General features: G+C 69.7%; 24 protein-coding genes. 18 read left to right on the plus strand and 6 right to left on the minus strand.

Annotated elements, in window-relative coordinates; genetic code table 11:
- From VJT49_RS03095 to VJT49_RS03150, 12 genes are all read left to right on the plus strand, one after another.
- Positions 1-1,018: uroporphyrinogen-III synthase (locus VJT49_RS03095; protein ID WP_324163111.1), on the plus strand; the 1,018-nt coding region annotated here is incomplete at its 5' end.
- Positions 1,019-1,161: 143 nt separating this feature from the next.
- On the plus strand, positions 1,162-2,133 hold the full coding sequence (gene hemB / locus VJT49_RS03100; protein ID WP_324163113.1) for a porphobilinogen synthase: 972 nt from the start codon (positions 1,162-1,164) through the stop codon (positions 2,131-2,133).
- A gap of 50 nt (positions 2,134-2,183) precedes the next feature.
- Positions 2,184-2,783: a hypothetical protein gene (locus tag VJT49_RS03105; RefSeq protein WP_324163114.1), complete on the plus strand. Its 600-nt coding sequence runs from the start codon at positions 2,184-2,186 to the stop codon at positions 2,781-2,783.
- Positions 2,784-2,793: 10 nt separating this feature from the next.
- The gene (locus VJT49_RS03110) at positions 2,794-3,234 is read left to right on the plus strand and encodes a hypothetical protein (RefSeq protein WP_324163116.1); all 441 of its coding nucleotides are present in this window, start codon (positions 2,794-2,796) and stop codon (positions 3,232-3,234) included.
- Entirely contained in the window at positions 3,231-3,548 is a 318-nt protein-coding gene (locus VJT49_RS03115) for a hypothetical protein (RefSeq protein WP_324163118.1), read from the plus strand. The genes VJT49_RS03110 and VJT49_RS03115 overlap by 4 nt, the downstream gene beginning before the upstream one ends.
- A gap of 33 nt (positions 3,549-3,581) precedes the next feature.
- Positions 3,582-4,883, plus strand: a complete 1,302-nt coding sequence (hemL, locus tag VJT49_RS03120; RefSeq protein ID WP_324163119.1) for a glutamate-1-semialdehyde 2,1-aminomutase — start codon at positions 3,582-3,584, stop codon at positions 4,881-4,883.
- Positions 4,880-5,506 carry a histidine phosphatase family protein gene (locus VJT49_RS03125; protein ID WP_324163121.1) on the plus strand — a complete coding sequence of 209 codons (627 nt, stop codon included), beginning with the start codon at positions 4,880-4,882 and terminating at the stop codon, positions 5,504-5,506. Before hemL ends, VJT49_RS03125 begins: the two co-directional genes overlap by 4 nt.
- A complete protein-coding gene (locus tag VJT49_RS03130) occupies positions 5,503-6,072 on the plus strand; it encodes a TlpA disulfide reductase family protein (RefSeq protein WP_324163123.1) in 570 nt (189 codons plus the stop codon). Before VJT49_RS03125 ends, VJT49_RS03130 begins: the two co-directional genes overlap by 4 nt.
- A gap of 114 nt (positions 6,073-6,186) precedes the next feature.
- Positions 6,187-6,960, plus strand: coding sequence for a cytochrome c biogenesis CcdA family protein (locus VJT49_RS03135; RefSeq protein WP_324163125.1), 774 nt, complete (start codon positions 6,187-6,189; stop codon positions 6,958-6,960).
- Positions 6,957-8,567 (plus strand): cytochrome c biogenesis protein ResB, encoded by a 1,611-nt coding sequence (resB, locus tag VJT49_RS03140; RefSeq protein WP_324163127.1) that lies wholly within the window; start codon positions 6,957-6,959, stop codon positions 8,565-8,567. The genes VJT49_RS03135 and resB overlap by 4 nt, the downstream gene beginning before the upstream one ends.
- Positions 8,568-8,649: 82 nt before the next feature.
- The gene (ccsB, locus tag VJT49_RS03145) at positions 8,650-9,615 is read left to right on the plus strand and encodes a c-type cytochrome biogenesis protein CcsB (RefSeq protein WP_324163129.1); all 966 of its coding nucleotides are present in this window, start codon (positions 8,650-8,652) and stop codon (positions 9,613-9,615) included.
- Positions 9,615-10,712 (plus strand): MinD/ParA family protein, encoded by a 1,098-nt coding sequence (locus VJT49_RS03150; protein ID WP_324163130.1) that lies wholly within the window; start codon positions 9,615-9,617, stop codon positions 10,710-10,712. Before ccsB ends, VJT49_RS03150 begins: the two co-directional genes overlap by 1 nt.
- Position 10,713: 1 nt before the next feature.
- Here the strand turns inward: VJT49_RS03150 and VJT49_RS03155 are convergent, their stop codons facing one another.
- Positions 10,714-10,890: a hypothetical protein gene (locus tag VJT49_RS03155; RefSeq protein WP_324163132.1), complete on the minus strand. Its 177-nt coding sequence runs from the start codon at positions 10,888-10,890 to the stop codon at positions 10,714-10,716.
- A 217-nt stretch (positions 10,891-11,107) separates the two neighbouring features.
- Positions 11,108-11,314, minus strand: coding sequence for a BldC family transcriptional regulator (locus VJT49_RS03160; protein ID WP_324163134.1), 207 nt, complete (start codon positions 11,312-11,314; stop codon positions 11,108-11,110).
- 187 nt (positions 11,315-11,501) lie between these two features.
- Here VJT49_RS03160 and VJT49_RS03165 point away from each other — a divergent pair, with 187 nt between their 5' ends.
- From VJT49_RS03165 to VJT49_RS03175, 3 genes are read left to right on the plus strand one after another with little or no spacing between them, the layout of a single operon-like run.
- A complete protein-coding gene (locus VJT49_RS03165; RefSeq protein WP_324163136.1) occupies positions 11,502-11,963 on the plus strand; it encodes an Lrp/AsnC family transcriptional regulator in 462 nt (153 codons plus the stop codon).
- Between the two features lie 11 nt (positions 11,964-11,974).
- Positions 11,975-12,238 carry a DUF4229 domain-containing protein gene (locus VJT49_RS03170; protein WP_324163138.1) on the plus strand — a complete coding sequence of 88 codons (264 nt, stop codon included), beginning with the start codon at positions 11,975-11,977 and terminating at the stop codon, positions 12,236-12,238.
- Entirely contained in the window at positions 12,235-13,296 is a 1,062-nt protein-coding gene (locus VJT49_RS03175) for a PLP-dependent cysteine synthase family protein (RefSeq protein WP_324163139.1), read from the plus strand. The genes VJT49_RS03170 and VJT49_RS03175 overlap by 4 nt, the downstream gene beginning before the upstream one ends.
- A 102-nt stretch (positions 13,297-13,398) precedes the next feature.
- Here the strand turns inward: VJT49_RS03175 and VJT49_RS03180 are convergent, their stop codons facing one another.
- Genes VJT49_RS03180 through menE form a run of 3 tightly spaced genes read right to left on the minus strand, consistent with a single transcriptional unit; the run spans position 13,399 to position 15,593 of the window.
- Positions 13,399-14,271, minus strand: coding sequence for a 1,4-dihydroxy-2-naphthoate polyprenyltransferase (locus tag VJT49_RS03180; protein ID WP_324163141.1), 873 nt, complete (start codon positions 14,269-14,271; stop codon positions 13,399-13,401).
- A 21-nt stretch (positions 14,272-14,292) separates the two neighbouring features.
- Positions 14,293-14,421 (minus strand): hypothetical protein, encoded by a 129-nt coding sequence (locus VJT49_RS03185; RefSeq protein WP_324163143.1) that lies wholly within the window; start codon positions 14,419-14,421, stop codon positions 14,293-14,295.
- A gap of 32 nt (positions 14,422-14,453) precedes the next feature.
- Positions 14,454-15,593 carry an o-succinylbenzoate--CoA ligase gene (menE, locus tag VJT49_RS03190; protein WP_324163145.1) on the minus strand — a complete coding sequence of 380 codons (1,140 nt, stop codon included), beginning with the start codon at positions 15,591-15,593 and terminating at the stop codon, positions 14,454-14,456.
- 309 nt (positions 15,594-15,902) lie between these two features.
- Here menE and VJT49_RS03195 point away from each other — a divergent pair, with 309 nt between their 5' ends.
- Complete coding sequence (locus tag VJT49_RS03195; protein WP_324163147.1) at positions 15,903-16,052, plus strand: GH25 family lysozyme; 150 nt, start codon at positions 15,903-15,905, stop codon at positions 16,050-16,052.
- A gap of 65 nt (positions 16,053-16,117) precedes the next feature.
- Here VJT49_RS03195 and VJT49_RS03200 read toward each other — a convergent pair whose 3' ends face one another.
- Positions 16,118-17,041, minus strand: a complete 924-nt coding sequence (locus VJT49_RS03200) for a 1,4-dihydroxy-2-naphthoyl-CoA synthase (RefSeq protein ID WP_324163148.1) — start codon at positions 17,039-17,041, stop codon at positions 16,118-16,120.
- Positions 17,042-17,172: 131 nt separating this feature from the next.
- Here VJT49_RS03200 and menD point away from each other — a divergent pair, with 131 nt between their 5' ends.
- Both menD and VJT49_RS35020 read left to right on the plus strand, forming a co-directional pair.
- Positions 17,173-18,837 carry a 2-succinyl-5-enolpyruvyl-6-hydroxy-3-cyclohexene-1-carboxylic-acid synthase gene (gene menD / locus VJT49_RS03205; protein WP_324163150.1) on the plus strand — a complete coding sequence of 555 codons (1,665 nt, stop codon included), beginning with the start codon at positions 17,173-17,175 and terminating at the stop codon, positions 18,835-18,837.
- 48 nt (positions 18,838-18,885) lie between these two features.
- The gene (locus tag VJT49_RS35020; RefSeq protein ID WP_414635797.1) at positions 18,886-19,134 is read left to right on the plus strand and encodes a hypothetical protein; all 249 of its coding nucleotides are present in this window, start codon (positions 18,886-18,888) and stop codon (positions 19,132-19,134) included.
- The last annotated feature ends 230 nt before the right edge of the window (positions 19,135-19,364 follow it).

Here is a 19,364-nt window from a genome sequence, read left to right on the forward strand (position 1 = left end):
CACCGCCGGCACGCCGGTCGCTGTCACCGCGCGCGGCACGCTGACGGCGCAGAAGACCGTGCAGACGACGCTGGAGAAGCTGGCGGGCGAGGGCGCCGACCTGGAGGGCCCGCTCGTCGTCACGATCGGCACCGCCGTCGAGCAGCGCGACCGGCTGTCGTGGTGGGAGTCGCGGGCGCTGTACGGCTGGCGGGTGCTGGTGCCGCGCACCAAGGACCAGGCCGGCGCGATGAGCGACCGGCTGCGCGTGCACGGCGCGATCCCCGAGGAGGTCCCCACCATCGCGGTGGAGCCGCCGCGCTCGCCCACGCAGATGGAGCGCGCGGTCAAGGGCCTGGTCGACGGCCGGTACGCCTGGGTCGTGTTCACCTCGACCAACGCGGTGCGCGCGATCTGGGAGAAGTTCGCCGAGTTCGGGCTCGACGCCCGCGCCTTCTCCGGCGTCAAGATCGCCTGCGTCGGCACCGCGACCGCCGAGAAGGTGCGCGAGTTCGGCATCGTGCCCGAGCTGGTGCCGGACGTGAACGAGGCGCAGAGCTCCACCTCGGAGGGCCTGCTCGAGCTGTTCCCGCCGCACGACGACATCCTCGACCCGGTCGACCGGGTGCTGCTGCCGCGGGCCGACATCGCCACCGAGACCCTCGCCGCCGGCCTGACCGAGCGCGGCTGGGAGATCGACGACGTCACCGCCTACCGGACCGTGCGCGCCGCCCCGCCGCCCGCACCGATCCGCGAGGCCATCAAGACCGGCGGGTTCGACGCGGTGTGCTTCACCTCGTCGTCGACCGTGCGGAACCTGGTCGGCATCGCGGGCAAGCCGCACACGCGGACGCTGGTCGCCTGCATCGGCCCCAAGACGGCGGAGACGGCGGTGGAGTTCGGCCTGCGCGTGGACGTCCAGCCGGAGAAGGCGGACGTTCCGCACCTGGTCGACGCGCTGGCCGCGCACGCGGCCAAGCTCCGTGCCGAAGGCACCCTGCCCCCGCCCCGGAAGGCCAAGCGCACCCGCCGCTCCTGACCGGTTTCGCGCCGCGAGTCCCAACACTCACCGCGCGCGGGTTCCACGTTCGCGGCGTCCCGAAGTCGGAACTCGCGCGTCGCGAAAGCCGAACTCGCGTGCACTGGGAGGGGGACTCGCGGGGCGGGAGTAGCCTCGACGGCGTGTTTCCCGAACATCGTCCACGGCGGCTTCGTACGACGGCGGCGCTGCGGCGCCTGGTGAGCGAGACCACGCTGCGGCCACGCCAGCTGATCCTGCCCATGTTCGTCGCGGAGGGTGCCGAGGCGCCGCGGCCGATCGCGAGCATGCCCGGCGTCGTCCAGCACACCCGTGATTCGCTGCGCAAGGCCGCGGTCGACGCGGTCCGGGCGGGCGTCGGCGGTCTGATGATCTTCGGGGTGCCGCGGCACAGGGATGCCGTCGGCTCCGGTGCGGTCGACGAGAACGGCATCCTCAACGTCGCGCTGCGCGACCTCAAGGCCGAGTTGGGCGACGAAACCGTGCTGATGGCCGACACGTGCCTCGACGAGTTCACCGACCACGGCCACTGCGGTGTGCTCGACGAAAACGGTGGTGTGGACAACGACGCGACGCTGCGGGTGTACGCGGACATGGCGGTCGCGCAGGCCGAAGCGGGCGCCCACCTGCTCGGCCCGAGCGGCATGATGGACGGGCAGGTCGGCGCGATCCGCGGCGCGCTCGACGCGTCCGGACACACCGACACCGGCATTCTCGCCTACTCGGCCAAGTACGCCAGCGCTTTCTACGGCCCGTTCCGGGAGGCGGTGGATTCCCAGCTCAAGGGTGACCGCAAGACCTACCAGCAGGACCCGGGAAACGCCCGCGAAGCGCTGCGCGAGATCGAACTCGACGTCGCCGAGGGCGCGGACGCCGTGATGATCAAGCCCGCATTGTCCTATTTGGACATCCTGCGTGCGGCGGCCGAGGCGTCCCCGGTTCCCGTCGCGGCGTACAACATCTCCGGCGAGTACGCGATGGTCGAGGCCGCGGCCGCCAACGGCTGGCTGGACCGGGAGCGCACCATCCTCGAGGTGCTGACGTCGATCCGCCGGGCCGGGGCGGACATGATCCTGACGTACTGGGCCGCGGAAGCCCCGGCCTGGCTGGACTGAGGGTCACCGCCGATCCGCGGGCTCGCCGTGTGGCGAAGTATTCTCTGGTCGTGACCCCACCAGACGAATCGGACGACGTGCGTCGCGGCAAGGACCGGCCTCCCGCGCCGAGCCCTGCGGACGAGACGCCCGCCCCGGCCAAGCCGCCGAAACCGGCCACGATCTCGTTCTGGCCGCCTCGCGCGCCGAGCCCCGCGGACGAGACGCCCGCCTTGGCCAAGCCGCCGAGACCGGTCACGATCTCGTTCTGGCTCTGGATCGTCTCGGCGTTGCTGACGATCGCCAACTACGCGTACGTGTTCGCGTATCGTCAGCAGATCGTCGATCAGGTCGTGAAGAACACCCATGACCCGAGGTACACCCCGGAAATGATCGCGACGGGCACCACGCGAATCCTCGTGATCGCACTGATCGGCGCCGTGTGTGTGGCCCTCCTGTACGGCCTGTTCGCCTACAAGGCCCGCCAGGGGACTCGTTCGGCGCGGACGGTGCTGACCGTGTTGTGGCTGGTCGTGGGGCTGTTGCAGCTCACCCTCGGCCTTCTCATGATCTACCTGGGGCTGCTCAGCGTGCTGCTCGGCCTCATCGCGTTGCTCTTGATGTACCTGCCGGCCGTATGGCCCTACTTCCCGAAGGCCGGCCGCGGATAGGGGGCGGTTCGTGGACGCCCCCGACCACTATCTGGAGCGTGGCGCGAGCTGGTGTGCGCTGCTGTACGGGCCGGGGTTCGCGGTGCTCGGCGCGCTCGCCGAATGGGCCATCGGCGGGCCGGTACACGTCTTCGCCTGGGTGCTGGCCGGTCTCGGGCTCGCCGCGATCACCGCGCCCTGGATCCACGCGCGGCGACGGTTCTTCACCGTCCGCGTCACCCCGACCGCGCTGTGGCAGGGCCGGGAGGAGCTGCCTATCGGCCGGATCGCCGAGGTGACCGACGTCGGTCTCCCGGCGGGCGCGCGGGTGCTCGGCGGTGGCTGGAGCGCGCCCCGGAAATACGACGAGATCCCGATCCGGCTGGACGACGACTCGGTCGTGCTCGCCTGGGCGAGGGAGGGCGCAGCGTTGCGCGCCGCGATTCGGAGTGTGAAAGGCTGGTCGCCGTGAACGACGACGGTATGAGACCGGCGAGGCTGCACCGGCCGTGGCGCGCGCTGATCGTGGTCGTCGAAGTGCTGCTGGCGGCGGGCGCCGTGTGGGGCGCGGTTCCGCTCTGGGATCTCGGCGTGAGAACGCTCACGGTCACGCTGTCCGATGGCACCGTGCTGACCTCCACCCGGTTCGTCGGCAGCTGGATGACCGGCGCGATCGGGCTCGGTCTGGTGGCGGCGATCCTGCTGGTGGACGCCGCGCGTGAAGCGATACTCGCCGTCCGTGTGCCCTCTCGCCGGATTCCGGAGGCCCACCTCGAGGGTGCCTGACAGCTCCTTCTGCGAGCTGCGAGACTGGCAGTCGTGACGCACGGAGTCGATCAGTCCAGGGCATGGTTCGAACGGGCGGCGGCCGCCACTCCCGGTGGGGTGAACTCGCCGGTGCGCGCCTTCAATTCGGTCGGTGGCACCCCACGGTTCATGGTCCGGGGCGAAGGGCCGTATCTCTGGGACGTCGACGGCAACCGTTATGTCGATCTGGTGTCGTCCTGGGGGCCGATGATCCTCGGGCACGCCCATCCCCAGGTGGTGGCCGCGGCGCGCGAGGCGGCCGGTTCGGGCTTGTCCTTCGGCACCCCGACCACCGGTGAGGTCGAACTCGCCGAGGAGATCATCGCCAGGGTCGACCCGGTGCAGCAGGTGCGGCTGGTCAGCTCCGGCACCGAGGCGACGATGAGTGCGATCCGCCTGGCCCGCGGGTTCACCGGGCGCAGCAAGATCATCAAGTTCGCCGGCTGCTACCACGGTCACGTCGACGCGTTGCTCGCTCAAGCCGGTTCAGGCGTGGCCACGCTCGGCCTGCCCACGTCGCCCGGTGTGACCGGAGCGCAGGCCGCGGACACGATCGTCTTGCCGTACAACGATCTCGAAGCCGTGCGGAAGGCTTTCGGGGAGAACCCGGACAGCATCGCCGCGATCATTACCGAGGCGGCGGCCGGGAACATGGGCGCGGTCGCCCCGGTCGGCGACTTCAACGCGGGCCTGCGGGAACTCGCCCACGACCACGGCGCGCTGCTGATCATGGACGAGGTGATGACCGGTTTCCGGGTCTCGCGCGCGGGCTGGTTCGGCCTGGAAGCCGTGCCGGGTGACCTCTACACCTTCGGCAAGGTGATGTCCGGTGGGCTGCCGGCGGCGGCCTTCGGCGGGCGGGCCGACGTGATGGTCAGGCTGGCGCCGACCGGCCCGGTGTACCAGGCGGGGACGCTGTCCGGGAACCCGGTGGCCGTGGCGGCCGGCCTGGCCACGTTGCGGGCGGCCGATGACGACGTCTACCGCGCACTGGACGCGAACTCGCAGCGTCTCGGCGCGTTGTTCACCGAGGCGCTGAACGCGGCGGGCGTCCCGCATCACGTCGCGTACGCCGGGAATCTGCTGAGCGTGTTCTTCAGCGAGCAGCCCGTTCGGGACTACCACGACGCGAGGGGCACGGACACCTGGCGCTTCCCGCCGTTCTTCCACGCGTTGCTGGATCGGGGCGTGTACGGGCCACCGAGTCCCTACGAGGCCTGGTTCGTCAACGCGGCGATGGACGACGCCGCGTTCGAGATCATCAAAGCGGCGTTGCCGGCGGCGGCTCAGGCGGCGGTGGAGGCCGGCCGGTGACCACCATCGTCCACCTCCTCCGGCACGGCGAAGTACACAACCCGGATCAGATCCTGTACGGGCGGTTGGCCGGTTTCCGGCTGTCCGAGCGGGGACAGCGGCAGGCACTGCTCGTCGCCGAAACACTCGCGGGACACGACATCACGCACGTGGTGGCGTCGCCGTTGGAGCGGGCCCAGGAGACCGCTGCCCCTATCGCCGCCGCACACCGGCTCGACGTGCACACCGATGGCAGGCTCATCGAGGCGGACAACGTCTTCGAGGGAAAGCGCGTCTCGGTCGGCGACGGCGCGCTTCGGCAACCGAGGTACTGGCCGAAGCTGTACAACCCGTTCCTCCCGTCGTGGGGCGAGCCGTACGTGGAAATCGCGCACCGGATGCTCGGTGCGGTGTACCGGGCGCGTGCGGCGGCCAGCGGCCACGAGGCGTTGTGCGTGTCGCACCAGCTCCCGATCTGGACGCTGCGGCGGTTTTTGGAAGCGAAGACGTTGTGGCACGACCCCCGCAAACGGCAGTGTTCCCTGGCCTCGCTGACCAGCCTGGTCTTCAACGACGAGGAACTGGTCGACATCGTCTACTCCGAGCCTGCCGGGGCAGGCGATCCCAAGGTGACGGGCGCATGAGAAGGCTGCTGGCGGCCCTGGGCGCCGTGCTGGCCCTGGCCGGCTGCTCGACCGGGAAGGACGCGGTTTCCCAGGGCGGCGACTTCCAGTTCGTCTCGCCCGGGGGGCAGACCGACATCACCTACGACAGCAACCGGCAGCCGATTCCCAAGCTGTCCGGCGACGACCTGATGAACGACGGCAAGCAGATCTCGGTCGCCGACTACACCGGCAAGGTCGTGGTGCTCAACCTGTGGGGCCAGTGGTGCGCCCCGTGCCGGACCGAGTCGCCGGAGCTGGAGAAGCTCCATCAGCGGGGACAGGCCTCGGGCGTGCAGGTGCTCGGCTACGACGTCCGCGATTTCGACCGGTCGGCGCCGCAGGACTTCGTGCGGGACCGCGGCCTGACCTACCCGTCGATCTACGACCCCCCGGGGCGGGGCCTACTGAAGCTGAACGGTTACCCCCTGAGCGCGGTCCCGTCGACCATCGTGCTCGACAAGCAGCAGCGCGTCGCGGCGGTCTACCTGCGCTCCATCCTGGCCTCCGACGTGCTCCCGCTCGTGGAGAAGCTCGCGAAGGAGTAATCCCAGGGGCGCGCTTGGCATCGTCACGCGACGGTCGGGGCGCATGTCCTGATGACCAGCTTCCGCGCTGCCCCAACTGACTTCACACGAAGTTCACTGCCTACGCTCAGCAAGGTGAACTCCGTGACCGAGCTGGCGACCTCCGGGCCGCTGCTGCTCGCCGCCGGAGTGGCCCTGCTCGCCGGTGCCGTCTCGTTCGCCTCGCCGTGCGTGGTTCCGCTCGTGCCTGGTTACCTCGCGTATCTCGCGGCTCTGGTCGGTGCCGATGCGCCCGCGGTCAGCGTGCACGAGGAGCGCAAGAAGGGCCGCTTCGCGGTGGTGGGCGCGGCGGCGTTGTTCGTGCTCGGGTTCACCGTGGTGTTCGTCGCCGGGGTGGGGAGCCTGGTCTGGCTCGCGGATGCCGTGCTGGGTAACCAGGATCTGCTGCAGCGCGTCGGCGGGGTGGTCACCATCGCGATGGGCCTGGTGTTCCTCGGGCTGGTCCCGTGGCTGCAACGTGATGTACGGGCCCACCGCGTGCCGCGCGCGGGGCTGCTCGGTGCGCCGCTGCTCGGCGCGGTGTTCGGGCTCGGCTGGACACCCTGTATCGGCCCGACGCTGTCCGGGGTGCTGGCGCTGGCGACAGCGACCGGGACCGCGGGGGCGCGCGGTTTCCTGCTGGTGCTCGTCTACTGCGTGGGCCTTGGCCTGCCGTTCGTGCTGATCGCGTTCGGCGCGCGCTGGGCCGTGCGTGCCACCGATTGGCTGCGCCGCAACGGCAGGCGGGTGCAGGTTTTCGGCGGAGGGCTGCTGATCGTGGTCGGGGCGCTGCTGGTCACCGGGTTGTGGGCGGAGATGGTCGGCTGGCTGCGCAATGCCGTCGTGACGGACACGGTGCTGCCGCTGTGACCACCACCGCTACACCGCCCCAGCCCGCGTACCGCGATACGCCCGCGAGACGCGCTGTCGCCTTCGCCCGCAACGCCTGGCGCGGGCTGACGTCGATGCGGACGGCGCTGATCCTGCTCTTCCTGCTCGCGCTGGCCGCGATGCCGGGAGCGTTGCTGCCCCAGCGCACGCTCAACCCGCCGAAGACCGAGCAGTACATCGCCGACCACGGCTGGTGGGGCACCCTGCTCGACCGCCTCCAGTTTTTCAACGTCTATTCCAGCGTCTGGTTCTCGGCCATCTACCTGTTGCTCATGGTGTCGCTGGTCGGCTGCCTCGCGCCGCGCAGCCTGGAGTACGTCCGGTCGATGCGGGCCAAGCCGGTGCTCACCCCGCGCAACCTCTCGCGCATGCCGCATTTCCACGAAGCCCGTCTCGACGCGAGCCCGGACAAGGTGTTCGAAACCGCCCGCGCGCGGCTGAAGGGCTGGCGCACGGCGGAGCGCGACGAGGACGGCGGCGTCCGCACGATCAGCGCCGAGCGCGGCTACCTGCGCGAGACCGGCAACCTGGTGTTCCACTTCGCCATGCTGGGCCTGATCATCGCCTTCGCGCTGGGCAAGATGTACAGCTACGAGGGCCAGGTCATCGTGCAGGCCGACGGCTCTCAGTTCTGCAACTCCGGCATCCTCAACTATGACTCGTTCTCGCCCGGCCTGCGTGTCGACGGCACCGACCTGAACCCGTTCTGCGTCAAGGTCGACGATTTTTCCGCGCGGTACACCGAGGCCAACCAACCGGTGGGCTACCAGTCGCACATCGAGTACCAGTCCGGCGCGGACCTGCGGAACGACGTCTGGAAGCCCTACCTGCTCGAGGTGAATTCGCCGCTGCGCACCGCGGGCGACCGCGTCTACCTCCTCGGCAACGGCTACTCGCCCACGTTCACGGTCACTTATCCCAACGGGGAGAAGCGCACCCAGACCATCCAGTGGCGGACGACCGATCCCAGCACCATGCTCGCCGAGGGCGCGACGAAGTTCGACCCGCCCGGCATCACCGACGCGGCCGAGCGGCGTACGAAACAGCTGGCGGTCACCGGGCTGCTCGCGCCGACCCCGTTCGTCCACGAGGGCGTGCTCACCTCCACCGCGCCCCAGCTGAACGGCCCGATGGTGGCGGTGGACGTGATGCGCGGTGATCTCGGCCTCGATTCCGGGCGGAGCCAGTCGATCTTCGAGATCGATCAGTCCATGGTGGACGACGGCAGGCTCAAGCGGGTGGCGCGGGAGAACCTGGCGGTGGGCCAGGCCATCACTCTCGACGACGGCACGAAGGTCGGCTTCGACGGTGTCGAGCGGTGGGTGTCGTTGCAGGTCTCGCACGATCCGACCCAGGACTACGTGCTCGTCTTCGCGGTCGCGATGCTGCTCGGGCTGGGTGCCTCGCTGCTGATCAAGAGGCGGCGCGTGTGGATTCGGGTGAGCCCGGCCCCGGCCGGCGAGGGCGGTACCGTGGTGCAGGTCGGCGGGCTGGCCCGGACCGACCAGGCGGGCTATGGCGAGGAGTTCCACCGAATAGCGGATGCCGCGACGAAGTCTGGGGGCGGCACCCCCGCCAAGGGCTGAGCAGGGCGTACGCTGACCCGTCGGCAGGGTGTCTCACCAGGGAAAACAAGCCCGGGACGGATGGGGAGAGGGAGAATCAGGCATGCCGGTGAACGAGACGTTGTCCCAGTACAGCGACTGGTCCTACACCACGGCGACGGCGATCTACGTGCTGGCGCTGGTGTTCTTCCTCATCGAGCAGTCCTTCGGCGCCAAGGGCCGGCTGGCCGCCGAACGGTCCGGTGCCCGCCAACTGGTCGGGGCCGGTGCGCCCGTGGAGGCACCGCCGCCGGCACCCGTGCGTCCGGTGCGGGGCCGGGCCGAGCGCATCGGCCGGATGGGCGTCTCGCTGACCGTGCTCGGGGTGCTTCTGCACGTCACGGCGCTGCTGCTGCGCGGGCTGGCGACGCATCGCGTGCCGTGGGGCAACATGTACGAGTACATCATGGCGGTGACCTTCATCGCCGTGGTGACCTGGCTGGTGGTGCTCAGGAAGTTCCCGGTGCGCCACCTGTCCGGGTTCATGCTGCTGCCGGTCGTGATCCTGATGTTCGTCGGCGGCACCGCGCTCTACACGGTCGCCGCACCGGTCCAGCCGGCGTTGCAGTCCTACTGGCTGTGGATCCACGTCTCGGCCGCGATCATCTCCTCCGGCGTGTTCATGGTGCCCGGCGTCGCCAGCATCTGCTACCTCATCCGATCGGCACACGAGCGTGACGAACGGCGCTTCGCCCGGTTCGCGCCGAAGCTGCCTGACGCCGCCGTGCTGGACCGCGTAGCCTACCGGGCGACCGTGCTGGCGTTCCCCCTGTTCACCTTCGGGGTGCTGTGCGGCGCCGTCTGGGCGGAGTCGGCCTGGGGCCGGTTCTGGGGCTGGGACCCCAAGGAGACGACCGCCTTCGTCGCCTGGGTGGTTTACGCCGCGTACCTGCACTCGCGGGCGACGGCGGGCTGGCGCGGAACCAGGGCGGCCGTGATCAACGTGCTGGGGTTCGCCGTGATGGTGTTCAACCTGTTCTTCGTCAACCTGGTCACCACGGGGCTGCATTCGTACGCCGGGGTCGGCTGATGGCGGATCCGCGTCAACCCGATCCCTACTTCTCAGAGGAAAGCACCGACTCGACGTCCCATCCCGGCCCCCCGGGGGCCCAGTTACCGGGGGGCGCCTACGCCGGCCAGGAAATGCTGCTGCCGCTCGTGCCCGAGTCGCCGTACCCACCGCTGCCACAGCCCTCGCGGCCCCGGCAGAACGCGGGCGGCATCCACCAACCGATCCGCCCGCCCAAGCGCGCCCCGCGGTCGGGTTGGCGCAAGGCCCTTTACCTGGGCACCGGCAAGTTGGTCAACCCCGGCGAAAGCCCGGCCGAACGCCTGCAGCGGGAACTGGTGCTGCGGGTCAACCAGCCTCTGCGCGGGTGTTTCAAGATCGCCATGCTCAGCCTCAAGGGCGGGGTGGGCAAGACCACGGTGACCACCATCCTCGGCTCGACCTTCGCCTCGTTGCGCGGCGACCGGGTGATCGCGGTGGACGCCAACCCCGACCGCGGCACGCTGTCGCAGAAGATCCCGATCGAGACCACGGCGACGGTCCGGCATTTGCTGCGCGACGCCGACAAGATCACCAGATACAGCGACGTCCGGGCCTACACGTCACAGGGTGCCAGCCGGCTGGAAATCCTGGCCAGCGAACAGGACCCCGCGGTGTCCGAGGCGTTCTCGGAGGACGACTACCTACGCACGGTGAACCTGCTGGAGTACTACTACAACATCGTGCTCACCGACTGCGGGACCGGGCTGATGCACTCGGCCATGAAGGGCGTGCTCGACCTGGCCGACGCGCTGGTGGTGGTGTCTTCCTCATCGGTCGACGGCGCGCGGAGCGCGTCCGCGACGATCGACTGGCTGGACGCGCACGGCTACGGTGACCTGGTCCAACGGTCGATCTCGGTGATCAATTCGGTGCGCCCGCGGGCGGGTTCGGTCGATCTGGAGAGGCTGGCCGCCCACTTCGCCGCGCGGACCAGAGCGGTATGTCAGATCCCGTTCGATCCACACCTGGAAGAAGGCGCCGAGATCGAACTCGACCGGTTGTCGCCGGAGACAAGAACGGCCCTGCTGGAACTCGCCGCCGCGATGGCCGACGCGTTTCCGCTCAAGGGACACTGACTCAGGATTCTTCGTCCTTGCGGCGCTGCTCCTCCGACAGCTTGCGGAGGAAGTCCGGGTCGTCGTCCGGCGCTACCGGGGCGCGGCGTGCCGAAACACCGACCTGTTCGGGACCGAAGGCCCGCCACAACAGGACAGCGATGGTGAGCGCTCCGATCGCTGCGAGCGCGTAGATCATGCTCGCTCCTTCCGAATGCCGCGAACTGACTGTCCACGAGGGTAACCCTTCCGTGGCAGTTCGGGGACATCCCCTCCGGGCCTTATGAGGCTGGCACCGACACCGCCCCGACCGGGGGTGAGCCCCCGGACCCCCGGATCATGGCCCGCAAGGCCACCTTGGGGGGATCGGATGCCGTGAACGGCGTCGGATGCCCCCAAGGTGACCTCACGGGAAGTCAGCGAGCCGGTTCGCTGGCGTCCGTGGTGAGCTGGGCGAGCAGTTCGTTCACCTCGGACTCGCGGAACCGGCGGTGGCCGCCGGGGGTACGAATGGAGCCGATCCGGCCCGCCGTCGCCCAGCGCGTCACGGTCTTCGGGTCCACGCGGAACAGCGCGGCGACTTCGCCGGGCGTGAGCAGCCGCCCTCCGATGGTCGAGGTCATTTTCCGCCTCCTTCACGACTTCTGTGTTAGACCCGAGTTGGTCCCGGGCCTGCCAACGGGGCAATCGTGGCATCTCACCCGGCGGGTACTCGAACGGTTGTGGAAGAGTAAAGGGGTAGTAAGGGACAAATCGCCCAGCCGTCGGTGTCACCATCAGGCCTTTTCAAGCGCGGCCTAGGGTGGGTCCGTGGACGCACTGGACCGCAGGATCATCGCGGCGTTACGAGTCAACGGCCGGGCCACCTACGCGGAACTCGGCCGCACCGTCGGCTTGTCCGCGTCCTCGGTGCACGAGCGGGTCGGCAAGCTCGAGGCCGCGGGGGTGATCACGGGCTACCACGCGGTGGTCGACCCCGGCATGGTGGGTCTCGGCGTCACCGCGCTGGTCGGCATCCATCCCACCGAGACGGCGGCGAACGAGGACGTGGCCGGGGCGCTCGGCGAACTGCCCGAGGTGGAGAGCTGCTACGCGGTGGCCGGCGACGAGGCGTTCGTGGTCAAGGTGCGGGTGGCCACGGTGGACGAGCTCGAGCAGACGCTGAACAGCCTGCGCCGCATCGACGGGGTGGCCCGCACCCGCACCACGGTCGTGCTGTCCACCCGCTTCGAGGGACGGCCGAACAACAGCGAGATCGACCCGGACGCGTAATCTCGTGACCTGTGAGTACTCCGCACCTGGCTCGTGACCTGACGCTCTACATCCTCGCGCGGTTCGGCCTGATCGCCGTCGTGGCGGCCGTTCTGGTGCTGGTCAAGGTGCCGCTGCTGGTGGCACTCGCCGTCGCCGTCGTGGTCGGCCTCCCGGTCGGGTTGCTCACCCTGCGCGGGCTCAACGCCCGTGTCACGGCCGGCCTCGCCGCGCGTAACGAGCGCCGTGCCCGCGAGCGCGCCAAGCTGAGGGCACAACTGCGAGGCGAGGAGTGAGGGCTTGGGTGCGTGAGGCGGTCCGGCGCATCGAGGCCGATGCCAACCGCAGCGCCGACACCCACCTCCACGTCTTCCCGCTCCCCCAGGAATGGGGTGTGGACCTCTATCTCAAGGACGAGTCGGTGCACCCGACCGGCTCGCTCAAACACCGCCTCGCCCGGTCGTTGCTCCTCTATGGCCTGGTCAACGGTCAGATCGGCCCCGGCACCACGCTCATCGAGGCGTCCAGCGGCTCGACCGCGGTTTCCGAGGCGTACTTCGCGCGCATGCTGGGCCTGCCCTTCGTCGCGGTCATGCCACGCAAGACCAGCCGCGAGAAGGTCGCGTTGATCGAGTTCTACGGTGGCAAATGTCACTTCGTCGACATCGCGCCGGACATGTACGGGGAGGCCGAGCGCCTCGCCGCCGAGGTCGGCGGTCACTACCTCGACCAGTTCACCTATGCCGAGCGGGCCACGGACTGGCGGGGCAACAACAACATCGCCGAATCGGTGTTCGCGCAGATGCGGTCCGAGCGGCATCCCGTGCCCGCCTGGATCGTGGTGGGCGCGGGCACCGGCGGCACGAGCGCGACCTTCGGCCGCCACGTCCGTTACCGCAGGCACACCACCAGGATCGCGGTGGTGGACCCGGAGAACTCCTCGTTCTACGGCGCCTGGGAGACCGGCGCGATGGACTACTCGACCGGCATGCCGTCGCGGATCGAGGGGATCGGGCGGCCGCGGGTGGAGCCGTCCTTCGTACCCGGCGTGATCGACGAAATGTTGCGCATTCCGGATGCCGGTTCCCTGGCGGCGATCCGCGTGCTGCGTGAGCACACCGGGCACTGGGCGGGGGGCTCCACCGGCACCAATCTTTACGGCGCCTTTCAGCTCATCGCCCGGATGCTCGCCGAGGGGCAGGCCGGCAGTGTGGTCACGTTGCTGTGCGACGGCGGCGAGCGCTACGCGAATACGTATTACAACGACGAATGGCTCGCCGAGCAGGGTCTGGATCTTGGCCCTCAGCTGGCCCTGATGGAGGAGTTCCTCCGCACCGGCCGCTGGCCGAAGTGAGCCACGGCCAATGAGCCAATGAGGACGTCGCACCTTGTCCACACCGTTTGGACCGGGTGAACACCGCGACCACACGGTTTGTGGTCCGCCGACGTCTGGCTGTCAGGACAGTGCCAGTGCAAGGCTGGTGAACGCGGACCAGGCGAGCATGACCAGGCCGGTGTCCCGCAGCACCGGGATGAGCCGCGGCCCGGTACCGCCGCTAATGATCACTCGCACCGGCGTAACCAGCAGGACGGCGGTGACCAGCGCGATCAGCACGAGCGGGTGGGCCAGGGCGAGCAGGACGGTGATGACGAAGGGCACCGTCACCAGCGTCAGGTAGAACCGGCGTGTGCTCGCGTCGCCGAGGCGGACGGCAAGCGTGTTCTTGCCCACCTCGCGGTCGGTGGGAATGTCGCGCAGGTTGTTGGCGGTCAGCACGCCGGTCGAGAAACAGCCGATGCCGACCGCGGCGCCGAGCGCGGGCCAACTGATCGTGCCTGCCTGTACGTAGACCGTGCCGAGCACGGCCGCGAGTCCGAAGAACACGAACACCGCGATTTCGCCGAGACCCACGTAGCCGTACGGTTTCTTGCCGCCGGTGTAGAACCAGGCGCCGAGGATGCACAACGCGCCCATCGCGAGCAGCCACCACTTGCCGGTCGCGGCGACCAGTACCAGGCCGAGCACTCCGGCGAGGCCAAGGCAGGTCAGCGCCGCGACGAGCACCGTCTTCGGCGCGGCCACGCCGGAACCGACCAGCCGCAGCGGGCCGACGCGGTTTTCATCGGTGCCGCGGATGCCGTCGGAGTAGTCGTTGGCGAAGTTCACCCCGACGATCAGCGACAACGCCACCAGCAGCGCGAGCAGCGATCGCCACCACGAAAACGCCCCCAACTGGATCGTCGCGCCGACTCCGGCCAGTACGGGCGCCACCGCGTTCGGCAGCGTGCGTGGCCGTGCTCCCTCGATCCATTCCGTCACCGTCGCCATGTCCCCATTCTGGGGGAACGGTCACCGATGGTCTGGCTGGGCCCAGGTCAGGGTTCCGCTGTTGGGACATTCGTCGGCCGAGGCGGCGGCGGGGATCTCCCAAAGTCCCAGCAGGACCCCGATCATGGCCGTGAGCAGGGCACGTTTCATGGCCCGAATGAACACGGTTCGCCCGCGCCGTGTCAACTGGTGGAGCGGAAAATCCGGGCGACGGCCGAGCGGTCGGGTTTGCCCGGGCCGCGCAGCGGAAGCCCGTCCACGAACTCCAGGCGTTTCGGCACGGCGGCAGCCCCGAGACCTGCCCGGACCGCCGCGCACAGCAGTTCGGGATCGGGCCGGTCCGCGACGACGGCGGCCGCGACGATCTGTCCCCATTCCGCGTCGGGCAACGCGACCACACACGCGTCCCGCACCCCGGCACAATCGGTGAGAACGCGTTCCACCGCCGCCGCGGACACCTTGACGCCGCCGGTGTTGATCACGTCGTCGATCCGGCCGAGCACGGTCAGCCTGCCGTCCTCGAACCGGCCCGCGTCCCCGGTGCGGAACCACCCGTCGGCGAAGGCTTCGGCGGTGAGGTCCGGGCGCAGCCGGTAGCCATGTGCCAGCATCGGCCCGGACAGCAGAATCCGGCCGTCCGCCGCGATTTCCACCTCGACACGGTCGAGCGGAACGCCGTCGTAGACGCACCCGCTGGCGGTCTCGCTCATCCCGTACGACGGCACGATCCGCACCCCGGCCTCGGCCGCCCGCTCACGGAGCACCGGGGGAGTGGCCGCGGCGCCGATGATGATCGCGTCGAAGGCGCGTGCGGCATCAAGTCCCTTGCCTCCCGCGTCGAGCAGGCGGGTGAGCTGGGTGGGGACCATCGCGGTGTAACGCGGGCCGTCGCACTTCAGGACGGGCGCCGCGGCTTCGGCGAACGTGTCGGCCCGAAACGGTCCCGGCGGCACGACTTCGCACGTCGTTCCGGCCAGCAGCGAGCGGACCAGCACCTGCAGGCCGCCGATGTAGTGGGCGGGCGTGGCGAGCAACCACCGGCCGGGACCGCCGAGCCGCGTGTGGGTCGCCGCGGCGGAGGCCCCGAGCGCGCCCACGGAAAGCAACACGCCCTTCGGGTGCCCGGCGGACCCCGAAGTGGCGATGATCACCGCGGTATCCGGCTCGACCGGTTTCCCGGGGGCCATCGCGTCCCGGAGCTTCGCCGCTGACAGGTCACGCCCGTCGAGCGGTAGCACGGCCGGTCCCCCGTCGAGGGCGTCGGCCAGCGCCCGGCTCAACTCGGCCACGGACTCCGGTCCGGTCATCCACACTTCGCGCACCGCTTCCTCCGTGGCTCAGGGTACCGGCGAGGCCGGTCCATTCGTGCAACGCGATTCGGGGTTCCGCGTTCACCGCCGACTGTTCGTTTCGGCCGAATAACCGGGGAGACCCGGTGTCCACAGCGCGCGCTGGTGAAATCAGGCGCACGCCCGCGGCGACCGGCGCGCCGGAAACCGGCAAAGTGCGGCAAACGGCGAAATCGCGAACGACCGCCAGCCGTTCGGGGAAAAGCCCGACACCGAATACCTGGGCTCCACCCCCGGCGCGCACAAGTCCCGGTGATCCGCTGCCACCCGACGATGCGCACGATGTCCACAGCGGACTCGACCGCGGCTGTCACGACGCACGGTCTGGACGTCAGTCATTGGCGGGGCACGATCGCCTGGTGCCTCGTGGCCGCGAACGGCGCGAAATTCGCGTACATGAAAGCCACCGAGGGCACCTGGACCCTCGGTTGAGCGCGAACTACACGGGTTCGGCGAGTCGCCCTCGCGGTAGGGGTGAGTTGGGAAAGTTCGAGCCGTCAGTAGTAGTACGGGAAGGCGGACCAGTCGGGGGTGCGCTTCTCCAGGAAGGCGTCGCGGCCCTCGACGGCCTCATCCTGCATGTACGCCAGTCGGGTGGTTTCACCGGCGAACAGCTGCTGGCCGACGAGCCCGTCATCGATCAGGTTGAACGCGTACTTGAGCATCCGCTGCGCGGTCGGCGACTTGCCGTTGATCTCCCACGCCCACCGCAGAGCCTCCGCCTCCAGCGAGGCGTGCGGCACGACGGCGTTCACCGCGCCCATCTCGTGCATCTGCTGGGCGGAGTACGTGCGGCCAAGGAAGAAGATCTCGCGGGCGAACTTCTGCCCGACCTGCCGTGCCAGGTAGGCCGAGCCGTAACCGCCGTCGAACGAGCCGACGTCGGCGTCGGTCTGCTTGAACCGGGCGTGCTCGGCCGAGGCGAGCGTGAGATCGCACACCACGTGGAGCGAGTGGCCACCGCCCGCCGCCCAGCCGGGCACCGCCGCGATCACCACCTTCGGCATGAACCGGATGAGCCGCTGCACCTCGAGGATGTGCAGCCGGCCGGCCCGCGCGGGGTCCACCGTGTCGGAGGTCTCGCCGCTGGCGTACTGATAGCCGGCGTGTCCGCGAATACGCTGGTCTCCACCGGAGCAGAAGGCCCAGCCACCGTCCTTCGGCGACGGGCCGTTCCCGGTGAGCAGGACGCAGCCCACGTCCGCGCTCATCCGGGCATGATCGAGCGCGCGGTAGAGCTCGTCGACCGTGTGCGGCCGGAAGGCGTTGCGGACGTCCGGGCGGTCGAACGCGACGCGGACCACGCGTTTACCCGAGCGGGCCTCGGCGGAGCGGTGATAGGTGATGTCGGTGAACCCGAAACCCTCGACCTCGGTCCACACGGTCGGGTCGAACAGTTCGGAAACGCGGTTGTCATGCACCTTTGGGACAATAGGCCGACCAGCAACGGCAACGGATGTGGCCTACGACGTAGGCGCGAGGGCAAGCTTGGGGCAGGCGCTCAGGAGGAGAACCGCGTGACGCAACGGACTCCACGATCGGGGAGCAGCCGGTGAACCCGTCGACCGCCCAGGCACGCGTCATCGTCGACGAGCTTGTTCGCAACACCGTCTCCCATGTCGTGCTTTGCCCCGGTTCCCGCAACGCGCCCCTGTCGTTCGCGCTGCACGAAGCGGCCACCGCGGGACGGCTGCGGCTCTACGTCCGGATCGACGAGCGAGGCGCCGCGTTCCTGGCGCTCGGGATCGCGGCCCGCACCGGCCGGCCCGTCGCGGTGGTCTGCACCTCGGGAACCGCGGCGGCGAACTTCCATCCGGCCGTGCTGGAGGCCGACCGGGCCGGGGTGCCGCTGATCGTGCTCACCGCCGACCGCCCGCCCGAGCTGCGCGCGGCCGGCGCCAACCAGGTCGTCGACCAGCAGCGGCTCTACGGCGGAGCGGTGCGGTACTTCGACGAGCTCGCGGTCGCCGAACGCCGGGCCGGGCAGAACGCTTACTGGCGAAGCCAGATCTGCCGTGCCTGGAACGCGGCCTACGGGGAGTGGCGGGGCGGGCCGGTCCACCTGAACATCCCGTTCCGCGAGCCGCTGGTGCCGGACGGCGACCCGGAATGGTACGAATCGCTGGACGGCAGGCCGGGTGGCGCACGCTGGACCGAACTGCCCGATTTCGGTGCGCTGCCTTCGTCCGTGGTGCCTTCCGCGCGGTGCGGGCTGGTCGTCGCGTGCGACAGCGGGGTCCGGCTGGCCGGGGAGTGGGCCGAGCAGCACGGCTGGCCCGTGGTGTCGGAGACCGGCGGGCTGGGGCTGTCCGGGTCGAGCGCGATCGCGAGCGGCGCCTGGCTGCTGGGTGCGGAGAAGTTCATCGCGGCACACAAGCCCGAGCAGGTGTTGTGCATCGGGCGGCCGACGGTGTTCCGGCAGGTGCAGGCCCTGCTTTCGGACGCCGAGGTCGAGGTGCTGCTGGTGCGGCCCGACTCGGACTGGCCCGCGCCCGCGCACAACGTCCGGCAGGTCGGCCAGTGGTTCGACGAGCCGTCGAAGCCCGCCGACCCGGACTGGCTGGCGAGCTGGCAGCGTGCGGACCGGGCGGCGCTGGCGGCGGTGAGCGCCGCGCTGGCGGCCGAACCATGGCCGACCGGCCTGCGGCTGGCCGCGGAACTCGTCGACGCGTTGCCGCCGGACGCGCTGCTGGTCGTCGGCTCGTCCAACCCGGCACGCGACGTCGCGCTGGCCGGGGGCCTCCGGCCGGACGTCCTGGTGCACCGCAACCGCGGAGTGGCCGGTATCGACGGCACGGTGTCGACCGCGATCGGGGCCGCGAGCGTGCACCGCGGGCACTCCTATGCGCTGGTCGGTGACCTGACCTTCCTGCACGACGTGAACGGTCTGCTCGCCGGTCCGGCGGACGCCCGGCCGGATCTGACCATCGTGGTGCTCAACGATGACGGCGGCGGCATCTTTTCCTTGCTGGAGCAGGGCGCGCCCGAGCACAGTGAGGCATTCGAACGCGTTTTCGGCACCCCGCACGGGGCGGAACTGGGTGCGTTGTGCCAGGGCTTCGGGGTGCCGCACAGTCTCGCCCGGACGCGCGAGGAGTTTCGCGAGGCGCTGCGGCCCGCGCCGGGCCTCCAAGTCGTCGAGGTGCGAGTGGACCGGTCACGGCACCGGGACCTGCACGCTCGCGTCCGCGCCGCGGTCGCCGCCGCCCTGGGCTAGGCCCGATCACTGTCCAGGTGTACATCTTGTACAGGTAGACAGTGATCAGTGAGCGCCGCGCGAGAAGAACTCGGTCCTGTGGCGAATCGCGTCGGGTACGGCGGTGAAACGGTCCATCCGACCAAGCACGGCAAGCGCACGGTAGCCGTGGTGCCCGCGGCCGCCGCCGAACCACTCGAGGACCTCGAAGAACTCATCGGCATCGAAGCCGCGCGCGGCACTGGCCGAACTCGCCGATGGCAACGATCAGGCGGAGCCCTTCGTCCGGCGGCACTCCCTTGCGGGACATCTGAGTGACCTTTCGATCAGCCTCTTCCGACCTGCGCGAAAAATCCTCGACAAGCTTGCGCGTTCTCAACCAAAGCACGCGGAGGCAATCAAAGGCGCGGACCTGGCCGTCGAGCCGCGTCCGCATGGCCGCAAGCCGATCACCGGCCTGGCCGATGTGTGGCGGATTCGCGTAGGGATTACCGGGTGTGCTACAAGATCGATGATGGCCGACTGGTCATCCTTGTGATCACGATTTC

The organism is Amycolatopsis sp., assembly GCF_035276945.1.
Classification (GTDB): domain Bacteria; phylum Actinomycetota; class Actinomycetes; order Mycobacteriales; family Pseudonocardiaceae; genus Amycolatopsis_E.